We start from the raw sequence: 26,580 nt of genomic DNA, 5'->3' as shown, positions 1-26,580 counted from the left end.
TTTGAATACAAATATTGAGGTTGTGGATGAATTAGCCTGCGTTTTGGCCTTTTGCGCTCCGTGGAATGCGAAGGGTTAAGTAAATGGCGTCTTCTTTGTCTTCTCTGCCATATTGGGCGTCAATGCCAGCGTCTTGCATGACACGCAAGCTACGGTCAATGGTGTTGAGGAACAACCGCACATCTTTGACGATGTAATTGCGTCGTTGGGTGGGGTGTGTGGTGTTGATTTGCATCAAAAGGCGCTGGATATGCCGCTCTGTTTGGGCCACGTTTAAGCTGTGCTGTACCACATGGCGGAGGACTTGGAGGCGGTCATCGGTGGACTCCAAACTGAGTAAGGCACGGGCGTGACGCTCAGATAATTGGTGGTCGATGAGACAGGTGACACAGGCGCTGTCAAGGCGCAACAGGCGCAATTTGTTGGCAAGGCTAGACGGCGCCATCCCCAGTTGAGAGGCCAGCTCTTCTTGGGTCATGGGGGTGTTGCGCAGGATGTTGGCAATGGCACGGGCTTGTTCTAAGTAGTGTAAATCTTGCCGTTGGACATTTTCCACCATGGCTTGGAGGGCGGAGGTTTCGTCGTCGGCATGGGTCACCATGCAGGGAATCGCGTCTAATCCAGCCAGCTGGGCAGCGCGCCACCGCCGTTCTCCAGCGATGATTTGCCAATGGTCACCGTGGGGGCGCACAAGCAAAGGTTGCAAAACGCCGTGGCGCGCGATGGATGTTGCCAAGTCGTCCAATTTTTCTTGGTGAAAAAATTGCCGTGGCTGCATGGGGTTTGGCACCAGTTGGGCGCAGGGTAAGGACACGACTTGTCCCTCTTGTGAGTGCGACATAGCGCCACCTCCTTTTGGGAGTATTGTACCCCATGAGAAGACAGTTTGTTTGGCGAAGTTTGTCGAGAGGCAAAAAAATCCACGGTTTGGATGACATTCGTCCAAACCGTGGATTTATACTGCTTATAATTCCAAACGCCCTTCCAAGGCGCGCATCAAGGTGGCATCGTCAGCAAATTCTAGGTGCCCACCCATGGGGATGCCATAGGCCAAACGGGTGACTTTCACGTCAAATGGTTTTAACAGCCGCGCCAAATACAAGGCGGTGGCTTCCCCTTCGGTGTCGGGGTTGGTGGCCATAATCACCTCTGAAATATCCCCCTTGGCAACACGGGAGAGCAGCGGCTGTATGGCCAAATCGTCAGGCCCAACGTGTTGCATGGGAGACAGCACCCCATGGAGGACGTGGTATAAGCCCCGAAATTCTCGGGCCCGTTCCATGGCCGCCACATCACGGGGATCTGCCACCACGCAAATGACGCTGTGGTCACGTTTTTGAGACGCGCAAATGGGGCAGAGCCCACCTGCGGTAAAGTTTTGGCAGGAGGGACAGCAGGTGACTTGCGTTTTGGCATTGACAAGGGCACGGGCAAACCGCTCGCAGGCTTCTTGGGGTTGGCCTAGCATATGAAAGGCCAACCGCTGGGCGGATTTTCGACCCACCCCTGGTAACTTAGCGAATTGCTCCACCAATTCTTCTAGTGGTGCAGGAAAATGTTCCATGATTTACACACGCTCCAAGGCAAACAGCGCCGCCGCACCACCAGTGTGGACGAACACGATATCGCCTTCCCCTTCAAAATAATTTTCTTCTAGCAGTTTCACAAAGCCAGCGTAGGCCTTGCCAGTGTACACAGGGTCTAGCAAAATGCCAGTTGATTTTGCCAATTCATCCATGATGGGGGTGTCTTCTGGGTTGGGGATGGCATAGCCTGTGCCGAAGTGATAGACCATTTGAAAGTCGCCATCATGGCGGGGGAAGGCAACGCCCAAAATCTTAGCGGCCTCTTCTGCCAATTGGGGGGCAATGGTGTCAAAATCGTCGTCATCTACCCCTAAACCAGTGACTTTTACATCAGGTAAATAGCATTTTGCTCCCACCAGTAAGCCTGCGGTGGTACCGCCAGAGCCAGTGGCAGAGACGATGTGGCCGATGGTGGCACCAGCCAAATCCTTGGCGATTTCAGCCACGCAATCCACGTAACCGCAAGAGCCAAAGGCATTGGAACCGCCCACGGGAATGGCATAGCCTTTTTTGCCGTTGGCTTCCAAGGCTTTGCATTTTTCATCCATCAAATCATAAATATCTTGGTAAGAGTCGGTATCAATTTGCTCCACGTGGGCACCATAAATGGTGTCTAGCACCAAATTGCCCTTGTGGTCGGTGACGCCACGCTTTTTCAGGGGCAACACGCAATCCATCCCCAGTTGGGCGGCACAGGCGGCGGTGAGCATGGCGTGGTTAGACTGGGCGCCGCCAGTGGTGAACACGGTGTCACAGCCTTTTTCTTGGGCATCTGCCAGCAGGTATTGTAACTTGCGGACTTTGTTGCCACCCAAGGCAATGCCACACAAATCGTCGCGCTTGATCCAGATGTTGCGACCAAATCGTGCGCTTAACGCTTCTAACTTTTGCATGGGGGTGGGGTACAGACCAAAGCTGTGTTTGGGTAATTGATTCATAAAATGCTCCTTATTCTCCACGCAAGGTGGCAATCATGGCTGGAATGTCTTGGGCTTTGTACACGGCACTCCCAGCCACCAACACGTTGGCGCCAGCGGCGATGCAGGTTTTGCAGGTTTTGGCATCCACACCACCGTCCACTTCTAGCTCGCAGGTGGGGTTGACGGCATCAATCATTTGACGCAAAGCGGTGACCTTTGGCATTTGGTCTGCCATAAAGCTTTGGCCGCCAAAGCCCGGCTCCACGGTCATTACCAGCACCATGTCAATCATGGGTAGGTACGGTGCGACAGTCTCAGCAGGGGTAGCAGGCTTGAGGACGACACCGCATTTTTTGCCTTTTGCTTTGATGGCTTCTAAAGCGGCGGAAATGTTCTCGACAGTGTCAGATTCTACGTGAATGGTGACAATGTCCGCCCCTGCATCGCAAAATTGTTCCACATAACGCAGAGGTTCCACAATCATCAAATGCACGTCTAGCACCATGTCTGTCACCTTGCGGATGGCTTGGACAACAGGCAGACCGATGGAGATGTTGGGCACAAATACCCCGTCCATCACATCGATGTGGGCATAGTCTGCGGTGGAGATTTTGTGGATATCTCGTTCTAGATTGGCGAAGTCAGCCGCCAAAATGCTGGGTGAAATTTTAATCATACAGTCCTCGTTTCTTCTGCCGTGGCAGATTGATTTCTATCTGATACCAGTATAGCAAACCCCCATGGGAAAATCAAGACGGATTGTAAACCTTGCCAAGGGAAAACTTCTTAAAAAAGTTGCAAATGCACCTGTTTAATGGTGGCAAATTGTGGTACAATAAACAAAACCAATGGAAAGGGGGCAATCATCATGAGTCAATACGATGTAGTGGTGTTGGGCGGTGGCCCTGCTGGGCTCAGTGCGGCGCTGAATGTGCGGGCGCGGAACCAGTCGGTGCTGGTGGTGTCCAATCCATTGGAGGAAAATCCCTTGTGGAAAAGTCACTTGGTGGATAACCATGTGGGCATGGGCAACCAAAGCGGTGCTCAAATGCTCCAAACCATGGCAGACCATGCCAAGGCCAACGGCGTTGCGTTTATGGACGGCAAAGCCCTGACCACCATGGCGGTGGGAAATGGCTTTTTTGTCAGCGTAGGCTCTGACGTGGTGGAAGCCGCTGCCATTGTCCTAGCCACTGGTGTGGCCAGAAGCAAAAAGTTTGCAGGAGAAGAAACCTTCATCGGCAAAGGCGTCAGCTATTGCGCCACCTGCGATGCCTTCGCTTATCGTGGCAAAACGGTGGCGGTGGTGGGCTACACCCCTTCTGCCCAGCATGAAGCAGAATTTTTAGAGCAGGTGGGTTGTACCGTTCATTATTTTAATAAGCCCAAAACCTGTGTCCTCGCTGGTGAAACCACCTTGCAAACCATCACCTGTGACGATGTGACAATCCCTGTGGACGGTGCGTTTATCCTCCGTCCCACCATGGCACCCACAGATTTATTCCCAGAGCTGGCGCTAGACGGTGGCTATGTGGCGGTGAATCGGAACATGGAAACCAATTTAAACGGTGTGTTCGCCGCTGGCGATTGCACGGGAGGTCCCTTACAAGTATCCAAAGCGGTGGGCGAAGGCTTGGTTGCAGGCCAAAAAGCTGCCGTGTATGCCAATAAAATCAAACAAATAAAGGAGTAATCAATATGGCAATTTTACATTTAGATAACAGCAATTTTCAAGCAACGGTAGAGGTAAATGCCCTGACAGTCGTGGATTTTTGGGCAGTATGGTGTGGCCCTTGCAAAATGGTCGCTCCTGCCTTTGAAGCCGCCGCCGTAACCTTTGATGGGAAAGCCGTGTTCGCAAAGGTGAACGTAGATGATGCAGGTGCCGTTGCCCAGCAATTTGGCATCATGTCCATCCCCACCATGGTGGTGCTCAAAGACGGCAAAGAAATTGACCGCTCTGTAGGCGTGTTGAGCCAAGCCGCCTTGGAAGCGTTGGTGCAAAAGCATCTGTAAGAAGATATAGTACAAGAGGGTGGAACCATGGGTTCCACCCTCTTGTTGATTGTGGTTGCGATGGGGATTGTGGGTACACCGCGGCGGTGCGATGGAATGACAATGGGGGTAACCTTGCGGGGCGTCGAGGACGCCGCCCCCTACGCTGGTGTTTCATATCGTAGGACAGGGTTTATCCCTGTCCGTTTTCGGTGGTTGCACCATGTATCAATCAACCGCCGTAGGGGGGGTTCCACCCCCTCCCGTCCTCTTGACTGGCAACATCTTCTTTGGTTTGATAGGGGATAGGGGTTGGCTTATCTAAGGAAACAATGAGAGACTTTCGCAATTCGTCCACATGGTTGTTGATTTTTTCATAATCGTACAGCATATATTTTGCCCTCTCTGGTAAGATAGTGTGGTATACCACACTATCTTACCAGAGAATTACAGTACAATCAAGAAAAATGTGTGGAATACCACATGGTTCTTGAGGTGAATTGTGGAGCAGAAGATAAAACAAGACCGCTGTGTTGGTGGTAATTTACGCAAGCTACGGATGGGGTTAAACATGACCCAAGAGCAGGTGTCTATTCAAATGCAGTTGCAGGGTTTTTCCATGTCACGAGATTATTATGCCCACATTGAAAATGGCACTTACAACATTCGCACCAGCGAATTGATTGGATTTTGCAACGTGTTTCAGTGCGATTTCAATAGGTTTTTTGCAGGATTGGATATATAAAATAAACGGGGTGGAACCATCGGTTCCACCCCGTTATCTCATTTTTCGTCACAGCTACAGCCACTACAGCCACCCTCGTGGTGAGAGCCACTGCATTTGCCGCCTACGGCACAGCCGATGCACTTGACACCATTTTTCTTGGCGTGGACGATATAGCCGATGGCACCGCCCACAATGGCCAGCACCACCAATCCGATGATGACATCAATCATAGCAAATACTCCTTTTGAAATGCACAGCAAGACCGCCAATGATTGACGGTCTTGCTGTTTTAATTTTTACTTATGCGGCAACCTTGCCGTTCAAAGCGTAGTCGTTGACCTTTGCGTCAGCCTTTTTGATGAGGTACAGCACGTAACCTACCATCAAAGCCACAGCAATCAAGCCAGGGATGAAGCCTGCGCCTACAGTGTGGTCTACAATCAAGGTGCCGATTTGGTACACCAAGAAGGCAATCACATAGCCAGTGCCGAATTGAAGGCCAATGCCAGCCCACAGCCACTTAGCACTCTTCATTTCAGAGTTCATAGCGCCGATGGCAGCGAAGCAGGGAGGGGTGAACAGGTTGAACATCAAGTAAGCCAGAGCGGCCACTTGGGTCAAAACAAAGGTTTCGGTGTTGAAAATAGAAGAAGTTGCACCTTCCAACAGTTCCAAATCTTCGTTGATGAAGTTGGTAACAGCGAAGCAAACAGCCAGGGTGCCAACCACGTTTTCCTTGGCGATGAAGCCAGTGACAGCGGCGGCGGCCAGTTGCCAAATGCCAAAGCCCAGAGGGATGAACAAGATGGCAAAGGGATTGGCAATCAGAGCCAAGATGGAGTCAGAGCCAGTTTCGTTGGCTTCCACCAAGGTGATGGTGAAGGTTTGCATGATTTGCACAGCGGCATTACACACCAGAATGATGGTACCAGCCTTGATGATGAAGGACTTGGCACGTTCCATCATGGAGATGAAGGCACGCCACAGGGAAGGGATTTTGTATTCAGGCAGTTCCATGATGAAGAAAGAGGGCTTGACACGGGTGCCAGTGATTTTCAAAGTCAACAGTGCGCCCAGCAGGATGAACAAAATACCGCAGAAGTACATCAAAGTACCCACCCAGGTAGCATCAGCGAAGAAGGCGCCAGCAAACAATGCGATGACAGGCAACTTTGCGCCGCAAGGCATAAAGGGAGCCAACATAGCAGTGGTGCGACGTTCACGTTCGTTGCGGATGGTACGGCAAGCCATAACAGCAGGAATGGAACAGCCAGTGCCGATGACCATGGGGATGATGGACTTACCAGACAGGCCAACCTTCTTGAAGATGGGGTCCATCACAACAGCCACACGGGCCATATAACCGCAGTCTTCCAACAGAGCGATGAGGAAATACATCACCATCACTAGAGGCAGGAAGCCCAGAACGGCGATGACGCCGCCCACGATGCCGTCAACCAGTAAAGCTTGCATGAAGGGAGAAGCATCTTCAACCATACCGCCAATGGATTCTTGGATGCCTTCCAGCCAGCCCACCAGAGCGTCAGCAATCATGGGGCCGATGGTGGCTTGAGACAGGTTAAACACCCAGAACATGACGAAGGCGAAAATTACAATACCCAGCACTTTGTGAGCCAAGATGGCATCGATTTTATCTTGCTTATTGGTGTCAGCGGTTTTCACCTTGCGGGTTTCCACCTTGGTGACCACGGTGTTGACAAAGTCAAAGCGCTTCTTATCCGCGTCTTCCACGGCCTTTTTGCTGTGGAGGTCGATGTTGCCTTGGACATAGGGAGCGGCTTGGGTTTTGCCTGCCACTTCAATACACTTGGCGCACAGGTCTTCCATGCCCTTAGAAGCGGTGGCGGTGGTGTTCACCACAGGACAGCCCAAGGTTTCGCTCAGCTTGGCAATGTCGATGACGGTTTCTTTTTTGGAGTTGATGTCGCTTTTGTTCAAAGCAACCACCACGGGGATGCCCAGTTCCAACAGTTGGGTGGTGAAAAACAGGCTACGAGACAAGTTGGTCGCGTCCACGATGTTGATAATCACATCGGGCTTTTCGTTTTTCACATAGGTGCTGGTGATGGATTCTTCAGAGGTGAAGGGGGACATGGAGTAAGCGCCGGGCAGGTCAACTGCCAGAAGGTCAGCGTTGGTCGCCAAAATCTTCTTGATGGGGGCTTCTTTTTTGTCCACGGTGACGCCAGCCCAGTTGCCAGCCTTTTCGTTTTTGCCAGTGATGGCGTTGTACAGGGTGGTTTTACCGCTGTTGGGGTTACCGGCGAGAGCAATTCTAATCATGCAATCAATCCTCATTGTTTCTAAAATTCTTTTTATCTTTTTTTATCTTAAAGTTAGGAGTTCCTAACCTAAAATCTGGTAAAAAAGTTAGGTTTCCCTAACTTTTTGGGGTGAAGAAAACAGCCTGTGGCTGTCTTCAATTTTCTGCAATACAGATGGCTTGTGCCAAGTTGGCATCGATGTTGTAGCGCCCATCACGGATGGCCACCACGTAACCGCGACTGATGTGAGACACAACCACCACACTTTGCCCTTCATAACAACCCAGAGTGAACAAAAAATCAATCAATTCTTCGTCGTCAGTGTCGATGTGGGTTACGGTGTAGGGTTTGCCAAGCGCGGCCTCTAACAGTGTCATAAAAATCAGTCTCCTTAGTTGGTTAGATTTTCCTAACCACTTCATTAGATTAGCACAGACTAATTTATTTGTCAATAGATGGAATGGTAAAAATTCAAAAAAATTTTACAAAATAAGTGCAGTGTCACATCTTGTCCATGGGGTTGTAAAATAGGCGAAATCGGTGTACAATATACCCATCTCGATGCCCACGTCTTACTTTTGGGCAGATTGGAGCTATGTATGAACCATGGATTTGTAGCGGTGGGCTGTGCCACGCCGCCTATGCACTTGGCAAACTGCCAAGAAAACGCCAGAGAGTCCTTTGAGCTGATGCGCAAAGCCGACAGCGCCGGGGTGAAGGTACTGGTGTTGCCAGAACTGGGGTTGACAGGATACACCTGTGGGGATTTGTTCTACCAAGACACCTTGTTGCAAGGTGCCATTGACGGTTTGGATACGGTCTTACAAGCCACCAAGCACCTCGATGTGGTCACCTGCATCGGTTTGCCGTTGCAACACAAGGGGAAACTATATAATGTATGCGCTGTCATTCAAAAAGGTCGTATTTTGGGGTTGGTGCCCAAAACCCACCTGCCCAATTATAGCGAATTTTACGAAAAACGCCACTTTACCCCTGCTTTTGCAGGGTTAGAAACGGTGGAACTGTTGGGGCAAAGTGTGCCCTTTGGCACGGGCATCACCTTTGCCTGTAAAGATCTGCCTGCCTTGGTGCTGGGGGTGGAATTGTGCGAAGATTTGTGGGCACCCATCTCCCCATCGTTGCATCTGGCCTGCGCTGGTGCCACGGTGATTTGCAATCAATCTGCCAGCAACGACATCATCGGCAAAGAACCCTATCGCCGTCAGCTCATTGCCATGCAAAGTGCAAAATTGCTCTGCGGTTACATTTACACCAGTGCTGGGGAAGGGGAATCCACCAGTGATGTGGTGTTCGGCGCCCACCAAGTGGTGGCGGAAAACGGCACCATTTTGCACCAAAGTCGCTACGACCAAGGGCTACACATCACGGAAATCGACGTGGCGCGCCTTGTTTACGAACGTCGTCGCACCCAATTGTTGCCCACAGAGCAAGCAAGCATCACCATCCCCTTCTCTCTGCCCATGACCAAAACGGCGCTGACCCGCTACGTGGCGGCACAGCCCTTTGTCCCACAGGGGAAGGAGCATCGCAATCAGCGGTGCCATGAAATTCTCATGACCGCCTCTTTGGGGCTGAAACAGCGGCTTATCCACACCCATGCTGCCACGGCGGTGGTGGGTTTGTCTGGTGGACTGGACTCCACGTTGGCGATTTTAATCACCGCCCTTGCCTTCCAAATGATGGGCAAGCCCATGGAGGAAATCATCGCCGTCACCATGCCCTGTTTTGGCACCACCAACCGCACCAAAAGCAACGCCGTGGTGCTGGCAGAACAACTGGGCGCCACCTTGCGTACCGTGGACATTTCCAGCAGTGTCCGCAGTCACTTCAAAGACATTGGCCACAACATGGACGACCATAGCGTCACCTTTGAAAATGGCCAAGCCCGTGAACGCACCCAAGTGCTGATGGACGTTGCCAACCAAACAGGGGGCATTGTCATCGGCACTGGCGACTTGAGCGAACTTGCCTTGGGTTGGTGCACTTACAACGGTGATCACATGAGTATGTACGCCGTCAACACCTCCATCCCCAAAACCTTGGTGCGCCATTTGGTGGACTATCTGGCACAGGACAAGCGCCAAACCCACTTGGCACTGACCACTGTGTTAGAAGATATTCTTGACACCCCTGTCTCTCCTGAACTTCTGCCAGCGGTCAACGGGGAAATCGCCCAGATTACGGAGGATTTGGTGGGACCTTATGAACTCCATGATTTTTACTTGTATTATCTGCTCCGTTGGGGCTTTGCCCCCAGCAAAATCCTCCGCTTGGCAGAGTATGCCTTGGGGAATGTGTACAGCCGTGACGTGATGGTCAAGTGGATTAAGGTGTTTTATCGTCGGTTCTTCAGCCAACAATTCAAGCGCAATTGCTTACCCGATGGCCCCAAGGTGGGGTCGGTGGCGCTGTCGCCCCGTGGGGATTGGCGGATGCCCAGTGATGCCCAGTCTCGGCTGTGGCTAGAAGAAGCGGAGGCACTGTAAATGGATGCAGTTGCACAAGCCAAGCTCTACGAAAAACTAGCCGCCAGAAACAATCCCTTTGCCACATACAACCACATCTCCGCCGTGGAAATTGGGGAAGAGTACGCTGTGACACAGTTGGAGATTTACCCTGAGAGTTTAAATCCCTTGGGTGTGGTGCACGGTGGTTGCCTGTACACGCTGGCAGACAACGCCTGTGGGATGGCCGTCCACGGAGATGGCCGCCGTCATGTGACCCAAAATGGGAACCTTCACTTCGTTTCCAACCAAGGGGAGGGTGTGCTCCGTGCCACGGCCAAGGTGGTGCGTCGGGGCAAAACCACTAGCCTCATCCGTGTGGAAATCACGGGTGACAATCAACGGCTCATTGCCGTGGGTGATTTCTCCTTTTATTGCATCAGCAAAGATAAAGTCTAGTTGTAACGATGAAAATAACCGCCCACCACGATGGTTCGTGGTGGGCGGTTGTATTTTTGTGTTAACCAATCTTCAAAATGGATTGGATGGCGATGCACTTGGGACCCCCTTGGGTGATCATGCCAGGGCTGAGAGGATGGATGTTGATTTCCACATCAGGGAAGGCTTTTTTCAGCATGGCATAGGCTTCGTCAGCTAAATGGGGTGCCCCGCCGTGGCTGATGCTCAGCAGGTGGGCGCTGTTGATGCCTGCGTTTTGTAAGCCCTTGATAGAGGTGTGAACTGCGTTTTTCAACCCACGGCTCATGGCGAACTTTTCTAGGCGCATACCATCGGTGCTGTGGTGCAAAACAGGCATCAGGTGAAGCAAACCACCCACAGTGGCGGCAAAAGGAGCCAAACGACCGCCACGCTTGAGATAGTCGAAGTCGCTGGGAATCAAGTAGGAGATGTGGTTTTCCAAAGCAGGGCGGAGCTTTTCCAAAATGCCGTCGATGTTCAGATTTTCCTTTGCCAGCTCCAGCGCTTGCTTCACCAAATAGCTTTGGTTGGCCCAAATGGTTTTGGTGTTTACCACGCGGATTTCTGCATGGTCACCGTCTAAAGCGGCCACAGCGCCAGTGGCAGTGCCGTAGGTGCCAGAGAGCCCCTCGGCAATGGTCAGGTTTAAAATGGGGCGGTCACGGTGGGCTTCGTACAGTTCCAAGGTGCGACCGATGGAAGGTTGAGAAGAAATGGGGATATGACCTTGGTCAATGATGCCCAAAAAAGTATCGCTGTCCATTTCTTCCAAATCTAAATAAGTGCTCCCGTCGATGGTGACGGTTAAGGGGTTTACCAAAATACCCAACTCCAAGCCCTCTTGGATAGTCATCATACAAGAGGAGTCTGTCATAATCGTAACCATGTTATACCTCATCTATATTATATTTAGTGATTATTTTCACCGTATTTGCCTTTTCATTATATCACATGATTCGACAAAAAACAACACAAAAAATGGAACTGCGGTATGAAAAATCATAACGCAATTCCATTTTTATCAGGGGAAGTTCCCTGTTTTCATATAATTATCACAAGGGCAACACAAGTGGTAATGGACGGGCAATTATTTTACCGTATTGCAAATGGTGCCGATGCTTTCGATGGCACATTCTACCACGTCGCCCACTTCTAGGAATTTGGGAGGGTGGAAGCCCATGCCCACACCAGCAGGGGTGCCAGTGAGGAAAATGGTGCCAGCTTTTAAGGTCATGCCGCGAGATAGATTTGCCACCAGTTGGCTGATGGTGGTCATCAGTTGATTGGTGTTGGAGTTTTGGCGCAGTTCGCCATTGACCTTAGAGGAGATGGCCAATTCTGGGGGATAGGGCACGCTGTCGGCGGTTAAAATACAAGGGCCCATGGGGAAATAGCCGTCTAAGCTTTTGCCAAAGTAGAATTGTTTGTGCTTGGTTTGCAGAACCCGCGCGGACACGTCGTTGGCCACGGAGTAGCCGAAAATATAGTCCGCTACGTCTTCTTCTGCCACATTAAAAGCATCCTTGCCTAAAATCACAGCCAATTCAGCTTCGTAGTCCAATTGTTGCACCAGTCCTGCATGGCGGGGGATGATGCCAGTGGGGTCAACGGTGCGTGTGGCACGCTTGGAGAAATACACGGGAATCATGGCATCACGGTCAAAGCTTTGGTGGTTAAACGCGGCAGCCTCTTTGGCATGGTCTAAATAATTCATGCCAAGGCAGATGGCATCCGCCAAGGGACAAGGGATGGGGGAGAGAATCTCCACGTCTGCCATGGAGACGGTGGGCGCGTCTGCCAACAAAGCAGGCAGGGTAGCGATGGTGGTGCCTTGGATGAGGGCATTCATGTCAGGGAAGGGTAAGGTGTGGATGGCGGTTTCGTCAGCGGACAACGCGCCTACAAATTCTTGATTCGCAAGGCGATAGGTCACCAGTTTCATGGCAGTGCTCCTTTGTGTTTAAAATTAGTGTTCAATCTTATTCTACCCTTTTTCTCCGTGGCTGTAAAGATATAAATGGAAGACTGTATAATTCTGTCAGCTTTCACAAAAAGGAGGCAATTTTTTCCCGAAAATACCACACAAAACCTGTGGCAATTTTCATTGACAAGACAGAGGGACGATGGTATAGTAAAAAGGTATTTTTTAAGAGCGAGGTTCGCCATTGTGCGTGCCAAGCAAGTGTATATTGTTTCGCTGTCGCACTGTGAATTGTCGCTGAAAGCTCTTGGAAAACCCAAGGGACTTTTCACCGCAAAATCAATTCAACGGTGCGTATTTTTGTTTTTATTTTATAAAATTGTCCATTTTTGGACTGGATAGAGAGGGAATAGTATTATGTCAACAAAGTATATTTTTGTCACAGGCGGTGTGGTGTCTGGTCTGGGCAAGGGGATTTGCGGTGCGTCTTTGGGGCGTCTGCTGAAACAGCGTGGGTTGAAGGTGCGCAACCAAAAATTTGACCCTTATTTCAATGTGGACCCCGGCACCATGAGCCCCTATCAACACGGGGAAGTGTACGTCACTGAAGACGGTGCAGAAACTGACTTGGACTTGGGTCACTACGAACGCTTCGTAGACGAAGATTTGAACGGCAACTGCTCTGTATCCTCTGGTAAAATCTATTGGAACGTATTGAACCGTGAACGCCGTGGCGACTATCTGGGGGCCACTGTGCAAATCATCCCCCACATCACCAATGAAATCAAATCCCGTGTCTATGCCTTGGCAGAAGAAGGGGTGGATGTGGTCATTAGCGAAATCGGTGGCACCGTGGGTGACATTGAAAGCCAACCCTTCCTAGAAGCCATTCGTCAAGTGGCAGCCGAGCGTCCCCGTGGCGATGTGTTGTTCATCCATGTGCCTTTGATTGTGGAAGTGCCCGGCTCTGGGGAACTGAAAAGTAAGCCCACCCAACACAGCGTGAAAGAATTGCTGGGTCTGGGCATTCAACCTGATATTTTGGTCTGCCGTTGCGACACCCCCATGACCGAAGATGTGCGTAAAAAGATTGCCTTGTTCTGCAACATTGAGCCTGACTGCGTCATCCAAAACACCACAGCCGAAACCCTGTACGAAGTGCCTTTGCTGATGGCGAAGGAAGGGCTTGACACCGTGACCTGCCGTAAGCTGGGTCTGCTGACCCATCAGCCTGACCTGCGTGAATGGAGCGCCATGGTGCAACGGGCGAAAAAAGCCCATAAAAAAGTGCAAATCGCCTTGGTGGGCAAGTATGTTCAACTCCACGATGCCTACTTGTCTGTGGTGGAATCTTTGAGCCACGCTGGCACTGCCAACGATGCCATTGTCACCATTAAATGGGTGGACTCTGAAACCTTGACCCCACAAAATGTGGATGAACAGCTGGCAGATTGTTCTGGTGTGCTGGTACCTGGCGGCTTTGGCGGTCGTGGCATTGAAGGGATGGTTACCGCCATCCGTTATGCCCGTGAAAACAAGGTGCCCTTCTTTGGCATCTGCCTTGGGATGCAAATGGCAGTGCTAGAATTCTCTCGCAATGTGGTGGGTTTTGCCGATGCCCACAGCGCAGAGTTCTCTGAAACCACCACCCACCCTGTCATCGCCCTCATGCCCGACCAAATCAATGTCACCGAAAAAGGCGGCACCATGCGTCTTGGCAAATACCCTTGCGTACTTCGCCAAGGAAGCCGCAGTTTGGAATTGTATGGTGAGTCTGAAATTTCTGAACGTCACCGTCACCGCTTTGAATTTAACAACGACTACCGCACCGCTGTGGAAGAAAAGGGGATGCTGTTGGCAGGCCTGAGCCCCAATGGCAATCTGGTAGAAGTGGTGGAAATCCCTGAGCATCCTTGGTTTGTTGGTGCTCAATATCATCCCGAATTTAAGAGCCGTCCTGACCACGCACACCCCCTGTTCTACGGCTTTATCAAAGCCTCCGTGGAGAACATGGAAGGGTAAAGACGAATAACGTAGGGAATGGTCTTGACCATTCCCTACGTCATATTTATGTAGCTTAGGAAACGGCGGGGGCAAGCCCCCGCCCTACGCTATACCACCTTTTGTAGGGCGGGGGCTTGCCCCCGCCGTTTTTACACACCCATTCATCCCTCACCCCAACAGCGCCCCAATGTCCTCCAACTCTAAGGGTTGTAGGGCATATGTGATGGCATAGCCTAAGAGTTTGGCCAAATCGGTCACCTGAGCGTCGATGTCTTGAGGGGTGACCATCATGTGGGGGATGTGTTCCCAGAGAGGGTGATTGGCACCAGCATCGTCTAGGGCATCCATGCACAATGTGACGCTGTCCACCACCGTGGGAATGCCCACGGCGATAACGGGAACGCCTAAGCTTTCGCGGTTGAGTCCTTGGCGGTGATTGCCCACCCCAGAGCCGGGAATCAGCCCTGTGTCGGCAATTTGCACCGTGTTGCATAGCCGTTCTGTCCGTCGTGCCGCCAAGGCATCGACCACAATTACAGCGCTGGGTTTGGTTTGCCCCACCACCCCACGAACCGCTTCCAGTGTTTCCATGCCAGTGGTACCCAACACACCGGGGGCAAGGGTGCTGACGGGTCGAAAACTGGCAAATAAGCCACCTTCTTTGTGGAGGTGACGGGTCACCAACAAATGGGATACGGTTTGTGGGCCGATGGCATCAGGGGTCATGGCGCGGTTGCCGAGCCCCACCACTAAAATATTGCCTGTCTCAGGTATCATTTGGGTCAAATGGTGGGCGATAACACGGACAGCACGGGGGAAAAAGTCAGATTTTCGCTCCCAAAAACTGGTCAAATCAATGGTGCAATAGGTGCCCTGAGGTTTGTCCATTAGCGCTGCACCACGGGGGGTCAGTACCTCTACCACGGTGATGCCATAGCCTTCTTGGCGGCGTTTTGTGGCTTTTACCCCGTGGAGATGTGTTGTTTTTTCGCAGGACTCTTGGTAAAGCTCTCTGGCTTCAAGGGCTAAATCCGTTCGTTTGGTGGTCATAGCTCTCCATCCCCTCTACTAAATATTGTGTCTTGGTGCTATGTTTTGCAGATTTCACCACAATATACAAAAAGAAAGAAAAAAATTAAAGTTTTTTTCAAAAAACACTTGCTTTTTACTCCAAACCCTGTTAAAATAACTATCTGCATGGTGTTGTGATTGAAATTGCAATTCCGCGTGAATTTGCCTAAGGAGGTGTATGGTTTGCCAAATATTAAATCCGCTAAGAAGCGTGTACTCATCAGTGAGGTGCGCAATGCACGTAACCGTGCTACTAAGTCTGATCTGAAGACTGCCATTAAGAAGTTCGAGGTTGCTGCCGCTGAAGGCAATCGCACCGAGGCCGATGGCGCACTGAAAGTTGCAGTGAAAAAAGTCGATCAAGCTGTTAGCAAGGGCGTAATGCACAAGAACACTGCTGCTCACAAAAAGAGCGCAATGGCTCTCAAGCTCAACAAGATTGGCTAATTGAAGTCAAACCAGAAGGACATCCGAAAGGATGTCCTTTTTCTTTTGCCCCTACGGGGCGGTCTGCTAACCCAGGGGCGTCCTACCGGACGGGTCACCTGCCGGTGGGGCATTCTTTTTTTGTCGAAAAAAAGAATCAAAAAACGATTTTTTCACGACGACTGCGGTCGAGTGAAAAAAGGGGCTTTTACGGGGGTTCATCACTGGGGTGCTTGGGCTTTTTGAACGGCACTGAGTGGCCTGATTTGACGCGAAGTATTCTGTCGGGCTTCGCCCTGTTGCGATGTTACAGAAAAATGGTGCGGTTTCTTTGGGGTGCCTAGATTACGGGTATGGTGTGGTGCAATGGTGTTTCCTTGTAGGGGCGCGCATTGCGCGCCCCTACAAGGAAACACCATTGCATACAAACCAAACTGACCGCAGATCAGCGCACCCCCAGCGCCACCGCACCCATCGACGTCCACAATCTAAGGCACCTCAAATGCGTGTTCCCATGTCATCGTACGACAAACGTGCGGCAGCAATCAGCGTTGGTACGCGCATCCCACATGAAAAGCTGAACGGGTGTGAGAAACCCACCCAATAGCACCGCACCCACTCATACCCACCATCCGTATAAAATGGGAGCACGTGAGACAGATGACCACGCGTGGTCATCTGCCACGTGCAAGATTTTTGGTTACTTTGCATCTTTGCAAAGTAACGCCCGCGCGGCGAGCGCCCTCCACGGCAGTGGGAAGAAGTCTATCAAAAAAGAAATCCCACAGGGTGAAGCAAATTGCAATTGATTTCCACGGGCGCGCAATGCGCGCCCCTACAAGGGGAGAGGGCAGAGAAAGCCCCTGCGGCAGCAGCCCCCACGGAGTGGGTAAACTATATCAAAAACAAATCCAACAGGGTGAAGCAAATTGCAATTGATTTCCACGGGCGGCTAATAGCCGCCCCTACAAGGGGCAGAGGCGAAAAAAGCCCCCACGGCAGTGGCGCCCCTGCGGCAGCAGCCCCCCACGGCAGTGGGAAAAACCCCCCTGCCCCTTTGGCAAGATGCCCTTTCGGGAAAAAGAAAAAATTTTTCCTCATCTATTTACAATTTGTTCATTTTCTGGTAACATGGGTAGTATCTTCCGAGAGGGAAAAAGAAAAATTTTAAAGGAGAAAGAAAACAATGCAAATCAACATGACTGTGGTTGCCATTGTGGTGATTTATCTCATCGCTATGCTGTTTATCGGCTGGTATTCCTCTACACGCATTACCTCCAACGCTGACTTTATGGTGGCTGGTCGCCGCCTAGGCCCCTTCCTGATGGCTGGTACTCTGGCTGCCACCGAAATCGGTGGCGGTAGCTCCTTGGGCGTTGTCCAAAACGGTATGGGCACCTATGGTATCAGTGCCGCTTGGTACATCATGACCATGGGCTTCGCCTTTGTCATCCTTACCTTCTTGGCACCTAAGTTCCGTGCCGCTACTGTGAAAACAGTTCCCGAATATTTCCGCCGTCGTTACGGCAAGAGCTCTGGTTTGATCACCGCTATCATCATGCTGCTGCCTTTGATTGGCTTGACTGCTGGTCAATTCATCGCCTCTGCCGTGGTGCTGTCCACCATGCTGGGCATCAGCTATTCCATGGCTACCGTGATTGTGGCTGTGGTTGTCACCATCTACGCCATCATGGGCGGTTTGTGGTCTGTCACCCTGACTGACTTCATCCAAGTGTTCTTGATCATCGCTGGTATGATCATCGCTGTACCTTTCGCCACCAACTTGGCTGGCGGCTGGGACAATGTGGTTGCAAACGTGCCTGCTGAAGCCTTTGACCTGTTCTCTGGCTACAGCCTGACCGACGTGATTGGCCTGACCGTTATGTATGTGGCTACCTTCACCGTGGGCCAAGAAGCTGTGTCTCGTTACTATGCTGCCCGTGACGGCAAGGCCGCTAAGCAAGGCTCCATCATGGCTGCTATCATCAACTTCATCTTCGCTTTCATCCCTGCTGTGCTGGGTGTGATTATTCTGGCTTTGATCAACATGGGCTCTTTCGACGCAGACGCTTTCGCTGGTGTTGGCGCTCGTTACGCTCTGCCTGTGCTGGCTATGGAAGCTATGCCTGCCATCATCTGCGGTCTGCTGTTCGCTGGTATCATCTCTGCCACCATGTCTTCTGCTGACTCCGATTTGCTGGGCGCTGGCTCCATCTTCGCCAATGATATTTATCGTGCTGTGTTGAAGCCAGACGCTACCAACGAAGAAGTGATGAAAGTCACCAAAATCACCATGCTTTTGGTGGGTGTGGCCTCTATGTTCATCGCCCTGTTCAACACCTCTAGCATCGTCACTCTGCTGATGTACTGCTTCACCCTCCGTGCCGCTGGCTCCTTCTTCCCCTATGTGCTGGGTCACTATTGGAAGGGCGCTTCCACCGCAGGCACCATCGCCAGCCTGATTGGTGGCTCTGCTGTGGTTGTCTGGCTGGAACAACTGAAGATGTCCATCTTCGGCATGACTTTCAGCCAACCCATCATCCCTGGTTTGCTTGTGGGTCTGGCTCTGTTTGTCGTTTTCTCTATGGTGATGCCTCCCAAGGTGCAAACCACAGAACTTGCTTACGAAGAAGACTAATTGTAATTATGAATGCACCTGTCACAGGGTGAAAAGTGTAGGGAATGGTCTTGACCATTCCGCTCCCCATGATATGATGTGCGTGGGAAAGCGGAACGGTCAAGACCGTTCCCTGCGTTAAAAGGAATTGCTTTACCATGTATAAACGAAAGGAAGTGCGTCCATGTTTCAAACTATACTCCGCAATGCCACCATCATCGACGGCACAGGTGCTGATTCGTATCATGGTGACCTTGCCATCCAAGACGGTAAAATTGCTGCCATTGGCAATCTGGCAACGGCCACAGCGGTGGAAACCATCGATGTAGAGCAACGCTGTGTTACACCGGGGTTTATCGATATACATCGCCATGGGGAAGTGGCTGTGTTCACCCAAGAGCCTCGACATTTTGATGCGCTCCATCTTGCCCAAGGGCTTACCACCTTGATTCATGGCAATTGTGGATTGTCGGCGGTGCCCCTTAGTGGAGATGAAACGCAATTCCAAACCTTTTGCAACTATTTGACACCCATCACAGGTGCAATACCCACCCAATGGTTGGGCTTGGATGTGGCAGGGTATTTACAGCGCTTAAACGTTGCCTCTACAGTGGTAAATCATGGCATTTTGGTAGGCGGTGGCACTTTGCGGACATTGGTGGCAGGGTTTGGAGATGCGCCCCTCACCTCTGGGCAATTGACCGCGTACCACCGTCATCTAGAACAAGCCCTATCGGATGGTGCAGTGGGGGTATCGCTGGGTTTAGGCTATGCACCAGAGTGTTTTTACACGTTAGCGCAACTGTGCCAAGCGTTGGCGCCACTTCAAAACAGTGGTCGCCTGCTTACCATTCACCTGCGCCAAGAAGGGGCAGGGGTGGTGTCTGCTGTAGAGGAAGCCATTGCCTTGGCGCGCCATCTCCATACGCCCCTTCAAATCAGCCACCTCAAAGCCATTGGCAACCGTGATAACACGATGGAAACCATGCTCCAACGCATTGCCCATGCCAGAGCGGATGGCGTGGACGTCATGTGTGACGTCTACCCATACACCGCTGGCTCCACCCAACTGCTCCATCTGCTACCCCCGGAGGTGAAAGCTGGGGGCATCCCTCGTGTGCTGGAGATGCTGCAAGACCCTCATGCTTGTAACGCACTGCGCCAGCGCATGGCCACTGCCACCGATTACGAAAATATCATCGCCTTGGTGGGGTTTGAGAACGTGGTGGTCACAGGCTATGACGCCGCAGAGGGAAAGACTTTGACCCAAATTGCCAAAGAATCAGACTGCGACGGCTACGACGCTCTGTTCAAAACCTTGCTTGATACCCAGTGTACCGCCACGATGATTGACTTCATCGTCCGAGAAGAAGACATGGCTCTGGCGTTGCAACAACCTTACACCACCGTCATCTCCGACGCAACCTACCCCACCAAAGGCAAATGCCACCCACGGGTCTATGGTGCTTATCCACGGCTCATTGAAACCTACGTCCGCGAGAAAAAGATACTCACCCTCCCCCAAGCCATCCACAAAATTACCGCCTTGCCAGCCAGTCGTTGTGGCTTGACCACCAAAAGGCGCCTTGCTGTGGGCATGGACGCAGATATCTGCGTGTTCCACCCCGAGAATATCCACGAAACCGCCACCTTTGCCCAGCCCAATCAACTGGCGCAAGGCATGGATTGGGTGTTCGTGGGCGGACAAAAGGTGAAAGACTAAAGGACTAAGGTCACCCTTAGTCCAACGTGTCTCCCAGATACCGCAACATGGCGCCACGGGCGTGGTCACTCACCAACGCATCCAAATGGGCAATCAACTCGCGGTTGCTATAGGGCAATTCTTGGCGCAAAAAACTGTCCAAAAAACTGGCCACTACCTTATTATAATAGTATACCAAAAACCCCAGCTCCTGCTCAGAGGGTGGCGTGGGGGCGTAATGGAGGATCAGCTTGCGCAAAAACAGTTGCACATCCCCTTGAAACATCCGATACAAATATCCAAAGCCCAAGGCGTTGACCACGGGCTGATATTGACTGCGCTGTGCATCCAAATGGGTGAGCAGGGCAGTCAAATAGCTTTGCCAGCTTAAAAAATCCTCCCAGCTATCGCTAAAGGAGGCCTTGGCCTGCGTCAAAATCCAATCCACCAAAGCATACACATCGGCAAAATGGTAATAAAACGATTGGCGGCGGATGTGGCAGGCGGTGGCAAGCTCTTGGACGGTGATTTGTTCAATGGGCTTGGTGGACATCAAATCCAGTAACGCTTGGGCAAGGGCTTGTTTGGTGTGTTCGATTTGCATGGCGCACCTCCTATTGCAAGGTTTTGTAGGGTACGGCGTCTTCGTCGTTCTACCTTAGTATATCAGCTTCACTATCTCGTTACAATAACACACGAACCATAAAGATACATTAAAACTTCGACGGTTTGGCTGTATCTGTCTCTTTTGCATACGGTAATCCCCCTTTACAATGGGCAAAAAAGGAGGATTACCTTATGGAAAAAACAGAATATAACGTCATCTTAAAAGGACAATTTTCCCCTAAAAAGGGAACCCTGACTCTGCAAGTAATTGGTGCAGAGGTGCAGGGTTTTTTTGACTTTCAGGGGCAAAAAAGCCACTTCCGTGGCAAGGTCATCCGTCGCAATCGATACGTAGCCAGTCTGTCGTTGATTCTGCCACAGGCCACCCAAGACTGCGATGTGCTGTTGGTGGTGGGGGAGAACCAGATTTTGCAAGGCGGACTGGTGGATAATTGGGGCTGTTGGCCGATAGAAGGCACCCCCATCCGCCACCAAGCATGGCAAACCCTCCCCAGCGTACAGCGGTGACGCCCATGGAACATTATATCGTCAATCGCCCCGATGCCGATGCCATGACCCAAGCCCTGACCGCCCATCCCTTGGACATGGTGGGCACCGTGCTCCGCTTGGGCTGGCTGGCAGGCCTCACCCGTGGGGAATTGCTGGCGCTCACATGGGACCATGTGCTATTTTTAGAGCAAATCATCACCGTGGACAATCGCCGCATCCCCATTTGCCCTGCTCTGTTAGAGCATCTCATCGCCCTAGAAGCCGCCGCACCGCCACAGCAAATGCTGGTGGTGTTGGGGGATGGAAAAGGGCGCAAACCCCCAGCACCGCAGGTGGTGTCGCGGAAAATCCGTGCCGCATTAGATGCTGTGGGGCAACCCACCGTCCGACTGGTGGACCTGCGCCATGACTACATATTGCGCCAGATGGAGCAGGTCGACTGGCAAACCGCCTGCCGCCATAGTGGGCTGTCCATGCTGACGCTCCAAACCCATTTTGCCCCCTATATAACCCAAACTGTCGCGCCATCGGAGGACGGACGCCCAATGGGCGCTCCTGCGAGAGAAACCGCAACACGAGGAAAGTCCACCACACCGCCCATCGACACCTTGAAACTCTTGCAAATTCTCGACGCACAGGGCACCACTCCACAGGGCATCGCCTTGCGCCTTGCGTGGCTGGCTGGCATGGGACGACGAGAGATGGTGAAGCTGAAATGGGGGGATTTCAATTTGAAAAAAGGAGTCTTTCTCCCAGAAAACACCCCTATAGATGGGGAATTGCTGTCATTTCTCCGCAGTTTTCCGCCCCAAAGTGGGGAAACATTGGTGATTCGTGGCCCTGTGTCTGGGGATGCCATGTTGCCTGACCGTCTGTCACGGCTGTGCCGTGGGGCGCTGGTGCAAGGGGGCCTAGACCAGTGTACGTTGCAGATTTTGCGCCAAGCGTGGCAATTGCGCCAGCAAGGTGAGGGCACCGTGCTAGGCTACGTGACCCAGCGCGGTTATATCACCACCGCCCAAACCCAAGACTTGCTGGATTTGGACGCCCCCACCGCCTATCAACGGCTGCAGCAATGGGTCACCCATGGAAAACTGGTGCAACAGGGGCGGCGGTATTATCCGCCCTCTGCCATCGTCCACCCCCACCAGCAAGCCCACGCCGTGGTGGCGTATTTAGAAGCCAACACCATGGCCTACCGCAAAGATTTGGCAGAGCATTTGGGGCTTCCGCCCCAGCAATGCTCCGTGCTGATGAAAAAGCTGGTGGCGCAGGGGCTTGTGCGACAGGAGAAACAGCGATATTTTTTGTAATATGGAATATGGATAAAAACGGCGGGGGCTTGCCCTCGCCGTTCCCTGTGGCATCCTCCACCCCCTATCCGTTACTATTTTCCTGCAAAATACGCACCAACGACCACAAATATCACAAACACGTTACAGTTACCGTCCAACTATAGACAATGACTTCCAAATAGGGTAATCTATGCCTAACAATCCAATGGCAAGGGGATTTTCTATCTCTTTCCAGAGCTGATGTAGGTATCGGCTAGCCCCAACATGAATTCTGGACAGGGGCAACTTGCTAGAGGATTGATTATTTAAAGGAGGACTAAGTCCTATGAAGAAGTTCCTTTCTCTGGCACTGGCTCTGGTGATGACCATGTCTCTGGTCACCATCTCCGCCTCCGCAGCAACCTTCACTGACGACACTGATATCGCTTATAGCGAAGCAGTTGAAGTGATGTATGCTATGGACATCATCAGTGGTTACACTGATGGCACTTTCGACCCCACCGCAACCCTAACCCGTGGCGCAGCTTGCAAAATCATTTGCAACCTGATCCTTGGGCCCACCACCGCTGGCGCTCTGGGCGCTGACACCGCTCCCTATCCCGACGTAGCAGCTGACCACGTGTTCGCTGGCTACATTGCCTACTGCGCAAACCAAGGCATCGTCTCTGGTTATGCTGACGGCACCTTCAATCCCGCTGGCGAAGTGACCGGCGTGCAATTCATGAAGATGCTGCTGGGCGCTCTGGGTTATGATTCCACCCAAGAAGGCTTCACCGGTTCTAACTGGTCTGTAAACGTGCAAAAGCTGGCTCTGGCTATTGGCCTAGACGACGGCGATGACGATTACGATGGCTTCGTTTCCATGACCCGTGAAGAAGCTTGCCTGTACGCTCTGAACACCATGACCGCTACCATGGTTGAATATGGTTCTACCACCAACCTGACCATCGGCGACGACGTGGCTCTGAGCATCACTGGCAAGTACAGCGAAGTCACCAACACTTTGTCTAACGACTATCGTGGCACTTCTGATGGCGACCTGCTGATGCAATTCTGCGAAATGTACTTCTCCAAGCTGGAATTGGACATCGATGACGATCTGGATGCCTTCGGCCGTCCCGTCTCCACTTGGTACTACAAGAACGACAAGATCGGTTCCTTCGTGAACACCGATATGTTGATCGCTTCTTACGAAAACGGCGTGACCCGTGACACCATGTATGATTTGGTTGGCAAGGATTACGTGAAAGACGAAGACAAGACCATGACCGTGTACGAGGATGGTCTGGTTATGGCTGACGAAATCACCGAACAAACCGACAAAGAAGACTATGCTTACAATGGCAGCTCTTCTAACAGCTCTTCTTCCAACAACGGCACCACCACTGAAGTGTTTGAAGACAATGACGGCAACATCACCATCGTCACCATCAAGCCTTACTTGATGCAAGCTGCTGCTGATTACAGCGCAACCAGCGAAACCCTGAAGGTTTCCTTCGTCAACGAAGAAACTGGCAAGTTGCAATCTGTGAACTCCACCACCTTGTCTGTGGACGATTTCGACGTGGAAGACTACGTGGAAGACGACTACATCATCGTGACTCTGTCTTGGGACTCTGGCTCCAAGTATGACATCGAATCTGTCACTCCTGCTGAAGTCGTCACTGGCGAAGTCACCAAGTACACCGAAAACTCCAACGTGTATCTGGACGGCGTGAAGTACACCTACTCCACCGGCATCGATACCGACGAAACCGACGGTAAGGGCGTAGCTTATGAAATCGGCGAAGATGCAACTGTGGTTCTGGATACCATGGGCAAAATCATCTTTGTTGATGAAGTCATCGTGGCTTACAAGAACTATGTTTACATCGAAGCATTCGATACCACTTCTACCTTCTCTAACGCTTCTTTGATTGCTGCTGCTTACTTCGCAGACGGCACCTATGAAGAAATCACTGTTAAGACCGACGCTGGCGCATTTGACGACAAGGATGCTGATGATGTGGTTGACGCCGATGGTGTTAGCTCTTATGATGGCATGTGGTACACCTACAGCCAAAACAGCACTGGTTACTACACCTTGAAGGACTTCGACAACACTGTTTACAACCGTGAAGACGCTGACGTTGATATTGATGTTAGCGACGATGCAACTGAAGAAGTCTTGGAAGGCGCAGTTGTGGAGTTCGCTTCTGGCAACACTGGTCTGTATGCTAACGACAGCACCGTGGTTCTGGTGAAAGATACCGATGACGACATCTATGTCTACACTGGCATCGAAAACCTGCCCACCATTACTGCTACCGCTACCGCTGATACCACCGCTACCGTGCGCGTGGTTGAAAAGACCTCCACTAGCTTCGTTACCTTTGCATTTGTTGACCTGAGCAATTGCGACAGCGAAAGCATTAAGGACAACTCCACCTCCGTTTCTGAATATGTGATGCTGGCTTACAAGACCTCCAACTTCACCTATGAAGAAGGTACAAAGTACTACGTCTGGGAAGCTATCGTTGATGGCGAACTGGTCGAAGAACTGTATGTCAGCGAAGACATCGACGAACTGGAAGAAGGCTACCTGTACAGAGATGCAAAGGTTAACTCCGAAGAATACATCTCCGACATGGAACTGGTTGAAGACGACGACAACTACCATGACGTGTACAGCTATGAAGAAGACGGCGCTAGCGTGACTTCTACCATCAGCTACTCTGGTAGCGTGCTGAACTTCGGCAAACTGGCTTACTATGTGTCCTCTAGCGTGCCTGTGAACCTGATGATTGCTGGCAACGGCGATTGCGATGTCGTGATGAGCGACGTTGATGCTGATTACGGATATGAATTCGATATGACTGCAAGCGCTCTGACTGCAATGTTCAAGGGCTACACCGTTACCGCTGACTGGTATGTTGTGACCACCGATGACGGAAACAGCGTTGCTTCCGAAATCTATGTGTTCGTGACTGCAGTTGAGGAAACTGATGATGAAGAAGATGAAGACATCGTCTATGCTGACGTTGTAAATTCTAATAATGATACTAGCTGGAAAGTTAGCCTCACTGGCGAGACTGGCTCTTGGAAGACCTCTTTGGACGAAGTTGAAGCTGGCGAAAATGTGTATGTCCGTTACGATGGTTCTAGATGGACTTCCTACAGCTATGATGGTCTTACTTTAGTCGCATCTGTTGACCCAGGTGCTGGTGTAGCTGCTGTGTATGTCTTCGAAATGCCTGAAGAAGATGTTGATTTGGCCGACTTTGTGACTGAAACCATCTACGAAGGCGTGACAATCACCGTTACCGGAGGCAATGATATGATTACTGTGGCTGTGGATGGCGATAGTACTGATGGCGCTGACAATGATGGCGTTGCTTACACTGGTAGCATTACTTTGGAGAGAACTGAAGGTACCAAGAATGTTACTATCTCTGGCACCGTTGGTAACAGTTCTGGTATCGTAGCCCTTAACGAGACTCAGTATATCGTTTCTGGTACTGTGACCGTAAATGGTAAGGATTGTACCATCGATCCTGTGAGCAAAACTACCACCTAATCCCCATCACCCAAACACATTCGTGTTCACGTGATACAAAAAACCACCGCTCTCACGAGCGGTGGTTTTTTTGCGCCTCACCCCCATGGGCGTGGGTGGAACGGCGGACGGGCGGATATAGAATCCGCCCCTACACCCACCCCCGTAGGGGCGGATTCCATATCCGCCCGTCCCCACCAATTGCACCATCCCCATCCCACGCAAAAACAAAAACCCTCTTGACAACCAAGAGGATTTTCACTATACTATAGATAAAGAAGGTGCCACCGATGAACGGTTGCCCTCCCTAACGTTTAAAAGAAATAACCGTCAAGTTTAGTGGGCTTGGGCGGTTATTTCTTTTTTGTAAAAATTGTGTAACACAATCCAATAACGCTGATAAGCACAATGCAGAATTGAAACAATTCGCCATAT

At 51.4% G+C, this 26,580-nt stretch carries 24 protein-coding genes; 12 read left to right on the top strand and 12 right to left on the bottom strand.

What is annotated here, in order from left to right:
• Window positions 1-31: 31 nt before the first annotated feature.
• The 4 genes from RFF05_RS10540 to rpe form a co-directional block, all read right to left on the bottom strand.
• Window positions 32-841, bottom strand: coding sequence for a ParB/RepB/Spo0J family partition protein (locus tag RFF05_RS10540; protein ID WP_409967053.1), 810 nt, complete (start codon window positions 839-841; stop codon window positions 32-34).
• Window positions 842-964: 123 nt separating this feature from the next.
• Window positions 965-1,564 carry a recombination mediator RecR gene (gene recR, locus RFF05_RS10535; protein WP_409967052.1) on the bottom strand — a complete coding sequence of 200 codons (600 nt, stop codon included), beginning with the start codon at window positions 1,562-1,564 and terminating at the stop codon, window positions 965-967.
• A 3-nt stretch (window positions 1,565-1,567) separates the two neighbouring features.
• Entirely contained in the window at window positions 1,568-2,524 is a 957-nt protein-coding gene (locus RFF05_RS10530; protein WP_409967051.1) for a 1-aminocyclopropane-1-carboxylate deaminase/D-cysteine desulfhydrase, read from the bottom strand.
• 10 nt (window positions 2,525-2,534) lie between these two features.
• Window positions 2,535-3,182 carry a ribulose-phosphate 3-epimerase gene (gene rpe, locus RFF05_RS10525; protein WP_409967050.1) on the bottom strand — a complete coding sequence of 216 codons (648 nt, stop codon included), beginning with the start codon at window positions 3,180-3,182 and terminating at the stop codon, window positions 2,535-2,537.
• A 192-nt stretch (window positions 3,183-3,374) separates the two neighbouring features.
• On the opposite strand from rpe, the gene RFF05_RS10520 reads away from it, so the two are divergent.
• A complete protein-coding gene (locus tag RFF05_RS10520) occupies window positions 3,375-4,199 on the top strand; it encodes an NAD(P)/FAD-dependent oxidoreductase (RefSeq protein WP_409967049.1) in 825 nt (274 codons plus the stop codon).
• 5 nt (window positions 4,200-4,204) lie between these two features.
• Window positions 4,205-4,522, top strand: a complete 318-nt coding sequence (gene trxA / locus RFF05_RS10515) for a thioredoxin (protein ID WP_409967048.1) — start codon at window positions 4,205-4,207, stop codon at window positions 4,520-4,522.
• Window positions 4,523-4,733: 211 nt separating this feature from the next.
• Here trxA and RFF05_RS10510 read toward each other — a convergent pair whose 3' ends face one another.
• On the bottom strand, window positions 4,734-4,892 hold the full coding sequence (locus RFF05_RS10510; RefSeq protein WP_409967047.1) for a hypothetical protein: 159 nt from the start codon (window positions 4,890-4,892) through the stop codon (window positions 4,734-4,736).
• Between the two features lie 111 nt (window positions 4,893-5,003).
• Between RFF05_RS10510 and RFF05_RS10505 the strand changes: the two genes are divergently transcribed.
• Window positions 5,004-5,246, top strand: coding sequence for a helix-turn-helix domain-containing protein (locus RFF05_RS10505; RefSeq protein WP_409967046.1), 243 nt, complete (start codon window positions 5,004-5,006; stop codon window positions 5,244-5,246).
• 38 nt (window positions 5,247-5,284) lie between these two features.
• On the opposite strand, the gene RFF05_RS10500 is transcribed toward RFF05_RS10505, so the two are convergent.
• The 3 genes from RFF05_RS10500 to RFF05_RS10490 form a co-directional block, all read right to left on the bottom strand.
• Window positions 5,285-5,458, bottom strand: a complete 174-nt coding sequence (locus tag RFF05_RS10500; RefSeq protein WP_409967045.1) for a FeoB-associated Cys-rich membrane protein — start codon at window positions 5,456-5,458, stop codon at window positions 5,285-5,287.
• A gap of 70 nt (window positions 5,459-5,528) precedes the next feature.
• Window positions 5,529-7,529 carry a ferrous iron transporter B gene (locus RFF05_RS10495; RefSeq protein ID WP_409970107.1) on the bottom strand — a complete coding sequence of 667 codons (2,001 nt, stop codon included), beginning with the start codon at window positions 7,527-7,529 and terminating at the stop codon, window positions 5,529-5,531.
• Between the two features lie 139 nt (window positions 7,530-7,668).
• Window positions 7,669-7,890: a FeoA family protein gene (locus RFF05_RS10490; RefSeq protein ID WP_409967044.1), complete on the bottom strand. Its 222-nt coding sequence runs from the start codon at window positions 7,888-7,890 to the stop codon at window positions 7,669-7,671.
• A 222-nt stretch (window positions 7,891-8,112) separates the two neighbouring features.
• Here RFF05_RS10490 and RFF05_RS10485 point away from each other — a divergent pair, with 222 nt between their 5' ends.
• Together RFF05_RS10485 and RFF05_RS10480 are read left to right on the top strand one after the other, a co-directional pair.
• Window positions 8,113-10,020 (top strand): NAD(+) synthase, encoded by a 1,908-nt coding sequence (locus tag RFF05_RS10485; RefSeq protein WP_409967043.1) that lies wholly within the window; start codon window positions 8,113-8,115, stop codon window positions 10,018-10,020.
• Window positions 10,021-10,437 carry a PaaI family thioesterase gene (locus RFF05_RS10480; protein ID WP_409967042.1) on the top strand — a complete coding sequence of 139 codons (417 nt, stop codon included), beginning with the start codon at window positions 10,021-10,023 and terminating at the stop codon, window positions 10,435-10,437.
• A gap of 61 nt (window positions 10,438-10,498) precedes the next feature.
• Here the strand turns inward: RFF05_RS10480 and RFF05_RS10475 are convergent, their stop codons facing one another.
• Together RFF05_RS10475 and RFF05_RS10470 are read right to left on the bottom strand one after the other, a co-directional pair.
• Window positions 10,499-11,344: a DegV family protein gene (locus RFF05_RS10475; RefSeq protein ID WP_409967041.1), complete on the bottom strand. Its 846-nt coding sequence runs from the start codon at window positions 11,342-11,344 to the stop codon at window positions 10,499-10,501.
• Window positions 11,345-11,545: 201 nt separating this feature from the next.
• Window positions 11,546-12,400: a fumarylacetoacetate hydrolase family protein gene (locus RFF05_RS10470; protein ID WP_409967040.1), complete on the bottom strand. Its 855-nt coding sequence runs from the start codon at window positions 12,398-12,400 to the stop codon at window positions 11,546-11,548.
• A gap of 396 nt (window positions 12,401-12,796) precedes the next feature.
• On the opposite strand from RFF05_RS10470, the gene RFF05_RS10465 reads away from it, so the two are divergent.
• A complete protein-coding gene (locus RFF05_RS10465) occupies window positions 12,797-14,401 on the top strand; it encodes a CTP synthase (protein WP_409967039.1) in 1,605 nt (534 codons plus the stop codon).
• A 150-nt stretch (window positions 14,402-14,551) separates the two neighbouring features.
• Here the strand turns inward: RFF05_RS10465 and gpr are convergent, their stop codons facing one another.
• Window positions 14,552-15,433 carry a GPR endopeptidase gene (gene gpr / locus RFF05_RS10460; protein WP_409967038.1) on the bottom strand — a complete coding sequence of 294 codons (882 nt, stop codon included), beginning with the start codon at window positions 15,431-15,433 and terminating at the stop codon, window positions 14,552-14,554.
• A 204-nt stretch (window positions 15,434-15,637) separates the two neighbouring features.
• Here gpr and rpsT point away from each other — a divergent pair, with 204 nt between their 5' ends.
• The 3 genes from rpsT to RFF05_RS10445 all read left to right on the top strand — a co-directional run bounded on the left by rpsT (window position 15,638) and on the right by RFF05_RS10445 (window position 20,220).
• Window positions 15,638-15,901 (top strand): 30S ribosomal protein S20, encoded by a 264-nt coding sequence (gene rpsT / locus RFF05_RS10455; protein ID WP_409967037.1) that lies wholly within the window; start codon window positions 15,638-15,640, stop codon window positions 15,899-15,901.
• 1,165 nt (window positions 15,902-17,066) lie between these two features.
• The gene (locus RFF05_RS10450) at window positions 17,067-18,518 is read left to right on the top strand and encodes a sodium:solute symporter (RefSeq protein ID WP_409967036.1); all 1,452 of its coding nucleotides are present in this window, start codon (window positions 17,067-17,069) and stop codon (window positions 18,516-18,518) included.
• Window positions 18,519-18,681: 163 nt separating this feature from the next.
• Complete coding sequence (locus RFF05_RS10445) at window positions 18,682-20,220, top strand: N-acyl-D-amino-acid deacylase family protein (protein WP_409967035.1); 1,539 nt, start codon at window positions 18,682-18,684, stop codon at window positions 20,218-20,220.
• 16 nt (window positions 20,221-20,236) lie between these two features.
• Here RFF05_RS10445 and RFF05_RS10440 read toward each other — a convergent pair whose 3' ends face one another.
• Window positions 20,237-20,803 (bottom strand): hypothetical protein, encoded by a 567-nt coding sequence (locus tag RFF05_RS10440; RefSeq protein ID WP_409967034.1) that lies wholly within the window; start codon window positions 20,801-20,803, stop codon window positions 20,237-20,239.
• Window positions 20,804-20,997: 194 nt separating this feature from the next.
• On the opposite strand from RFF05_RS10440, the gene RFF05_RS10435 reads away from it, so the two are divergent.
• The 3 genes from RFF05_RS10435 to RFF05_RS10425 all read left to right on the top strand — a co-directional run bounded on the left by RFF05_RS10435 (window position 20,998) and on the right by RFF05_RS10425 (window position 26,166).
• Window positions 20,998-21,333: a hypothetical protein gene (locus RFF05_RS10435; RefSeq protein ID WP_409967033.1), complete on the top strand. Its 336-nt coding sequence runs from the start codon at window positions 20,998-21,000 to the stop codon at window positions 21,331-21,333.
• Between the two features lie 5 nt (window positions 21,334-21,338).
• Window positions 21,339-22,628, top strand: coding sequence for a MarR family transcriptional regulator (locus tag RFF05_RS10430; protein WP_409967032.1), 1,290 nt, complete (start codon window positions 21,339-21,341; stop codon window positions 22,626-22,628).
• A gap of 307 nt (window positions 22,629-22,935) precedes the next feature.
• Window positions 22,936-26,166 carry an S-layer homology domain-containing protein gene (locus RFF05_RS10425; protein ID WP_409967031.1) on the top strand — a complete coding sequence of 1,077 codons (3,231 nt, stop codon included), beginning with the start codon at window positions 22,936-22,938 and terminating at the stop codon, window positions 26,164-26,166.
• Window positions 26,167-26,580: the final 414 nt, after the last annotated feature.

This window comes from Bengtsoniella intestinalis (assembly GCF_039719005.1).
GTDB lineage: Bacteria > Bacillota > Clostridia > Oscillospirales > Oscillospiraceae > Oscillibacter > Oscillibacter intestinalis.
The sequence above is the reverse complement of the archived record's forward strand: the minus strand, read 5'-3'. Positions and strand labels throughout refer to the sequence as shown.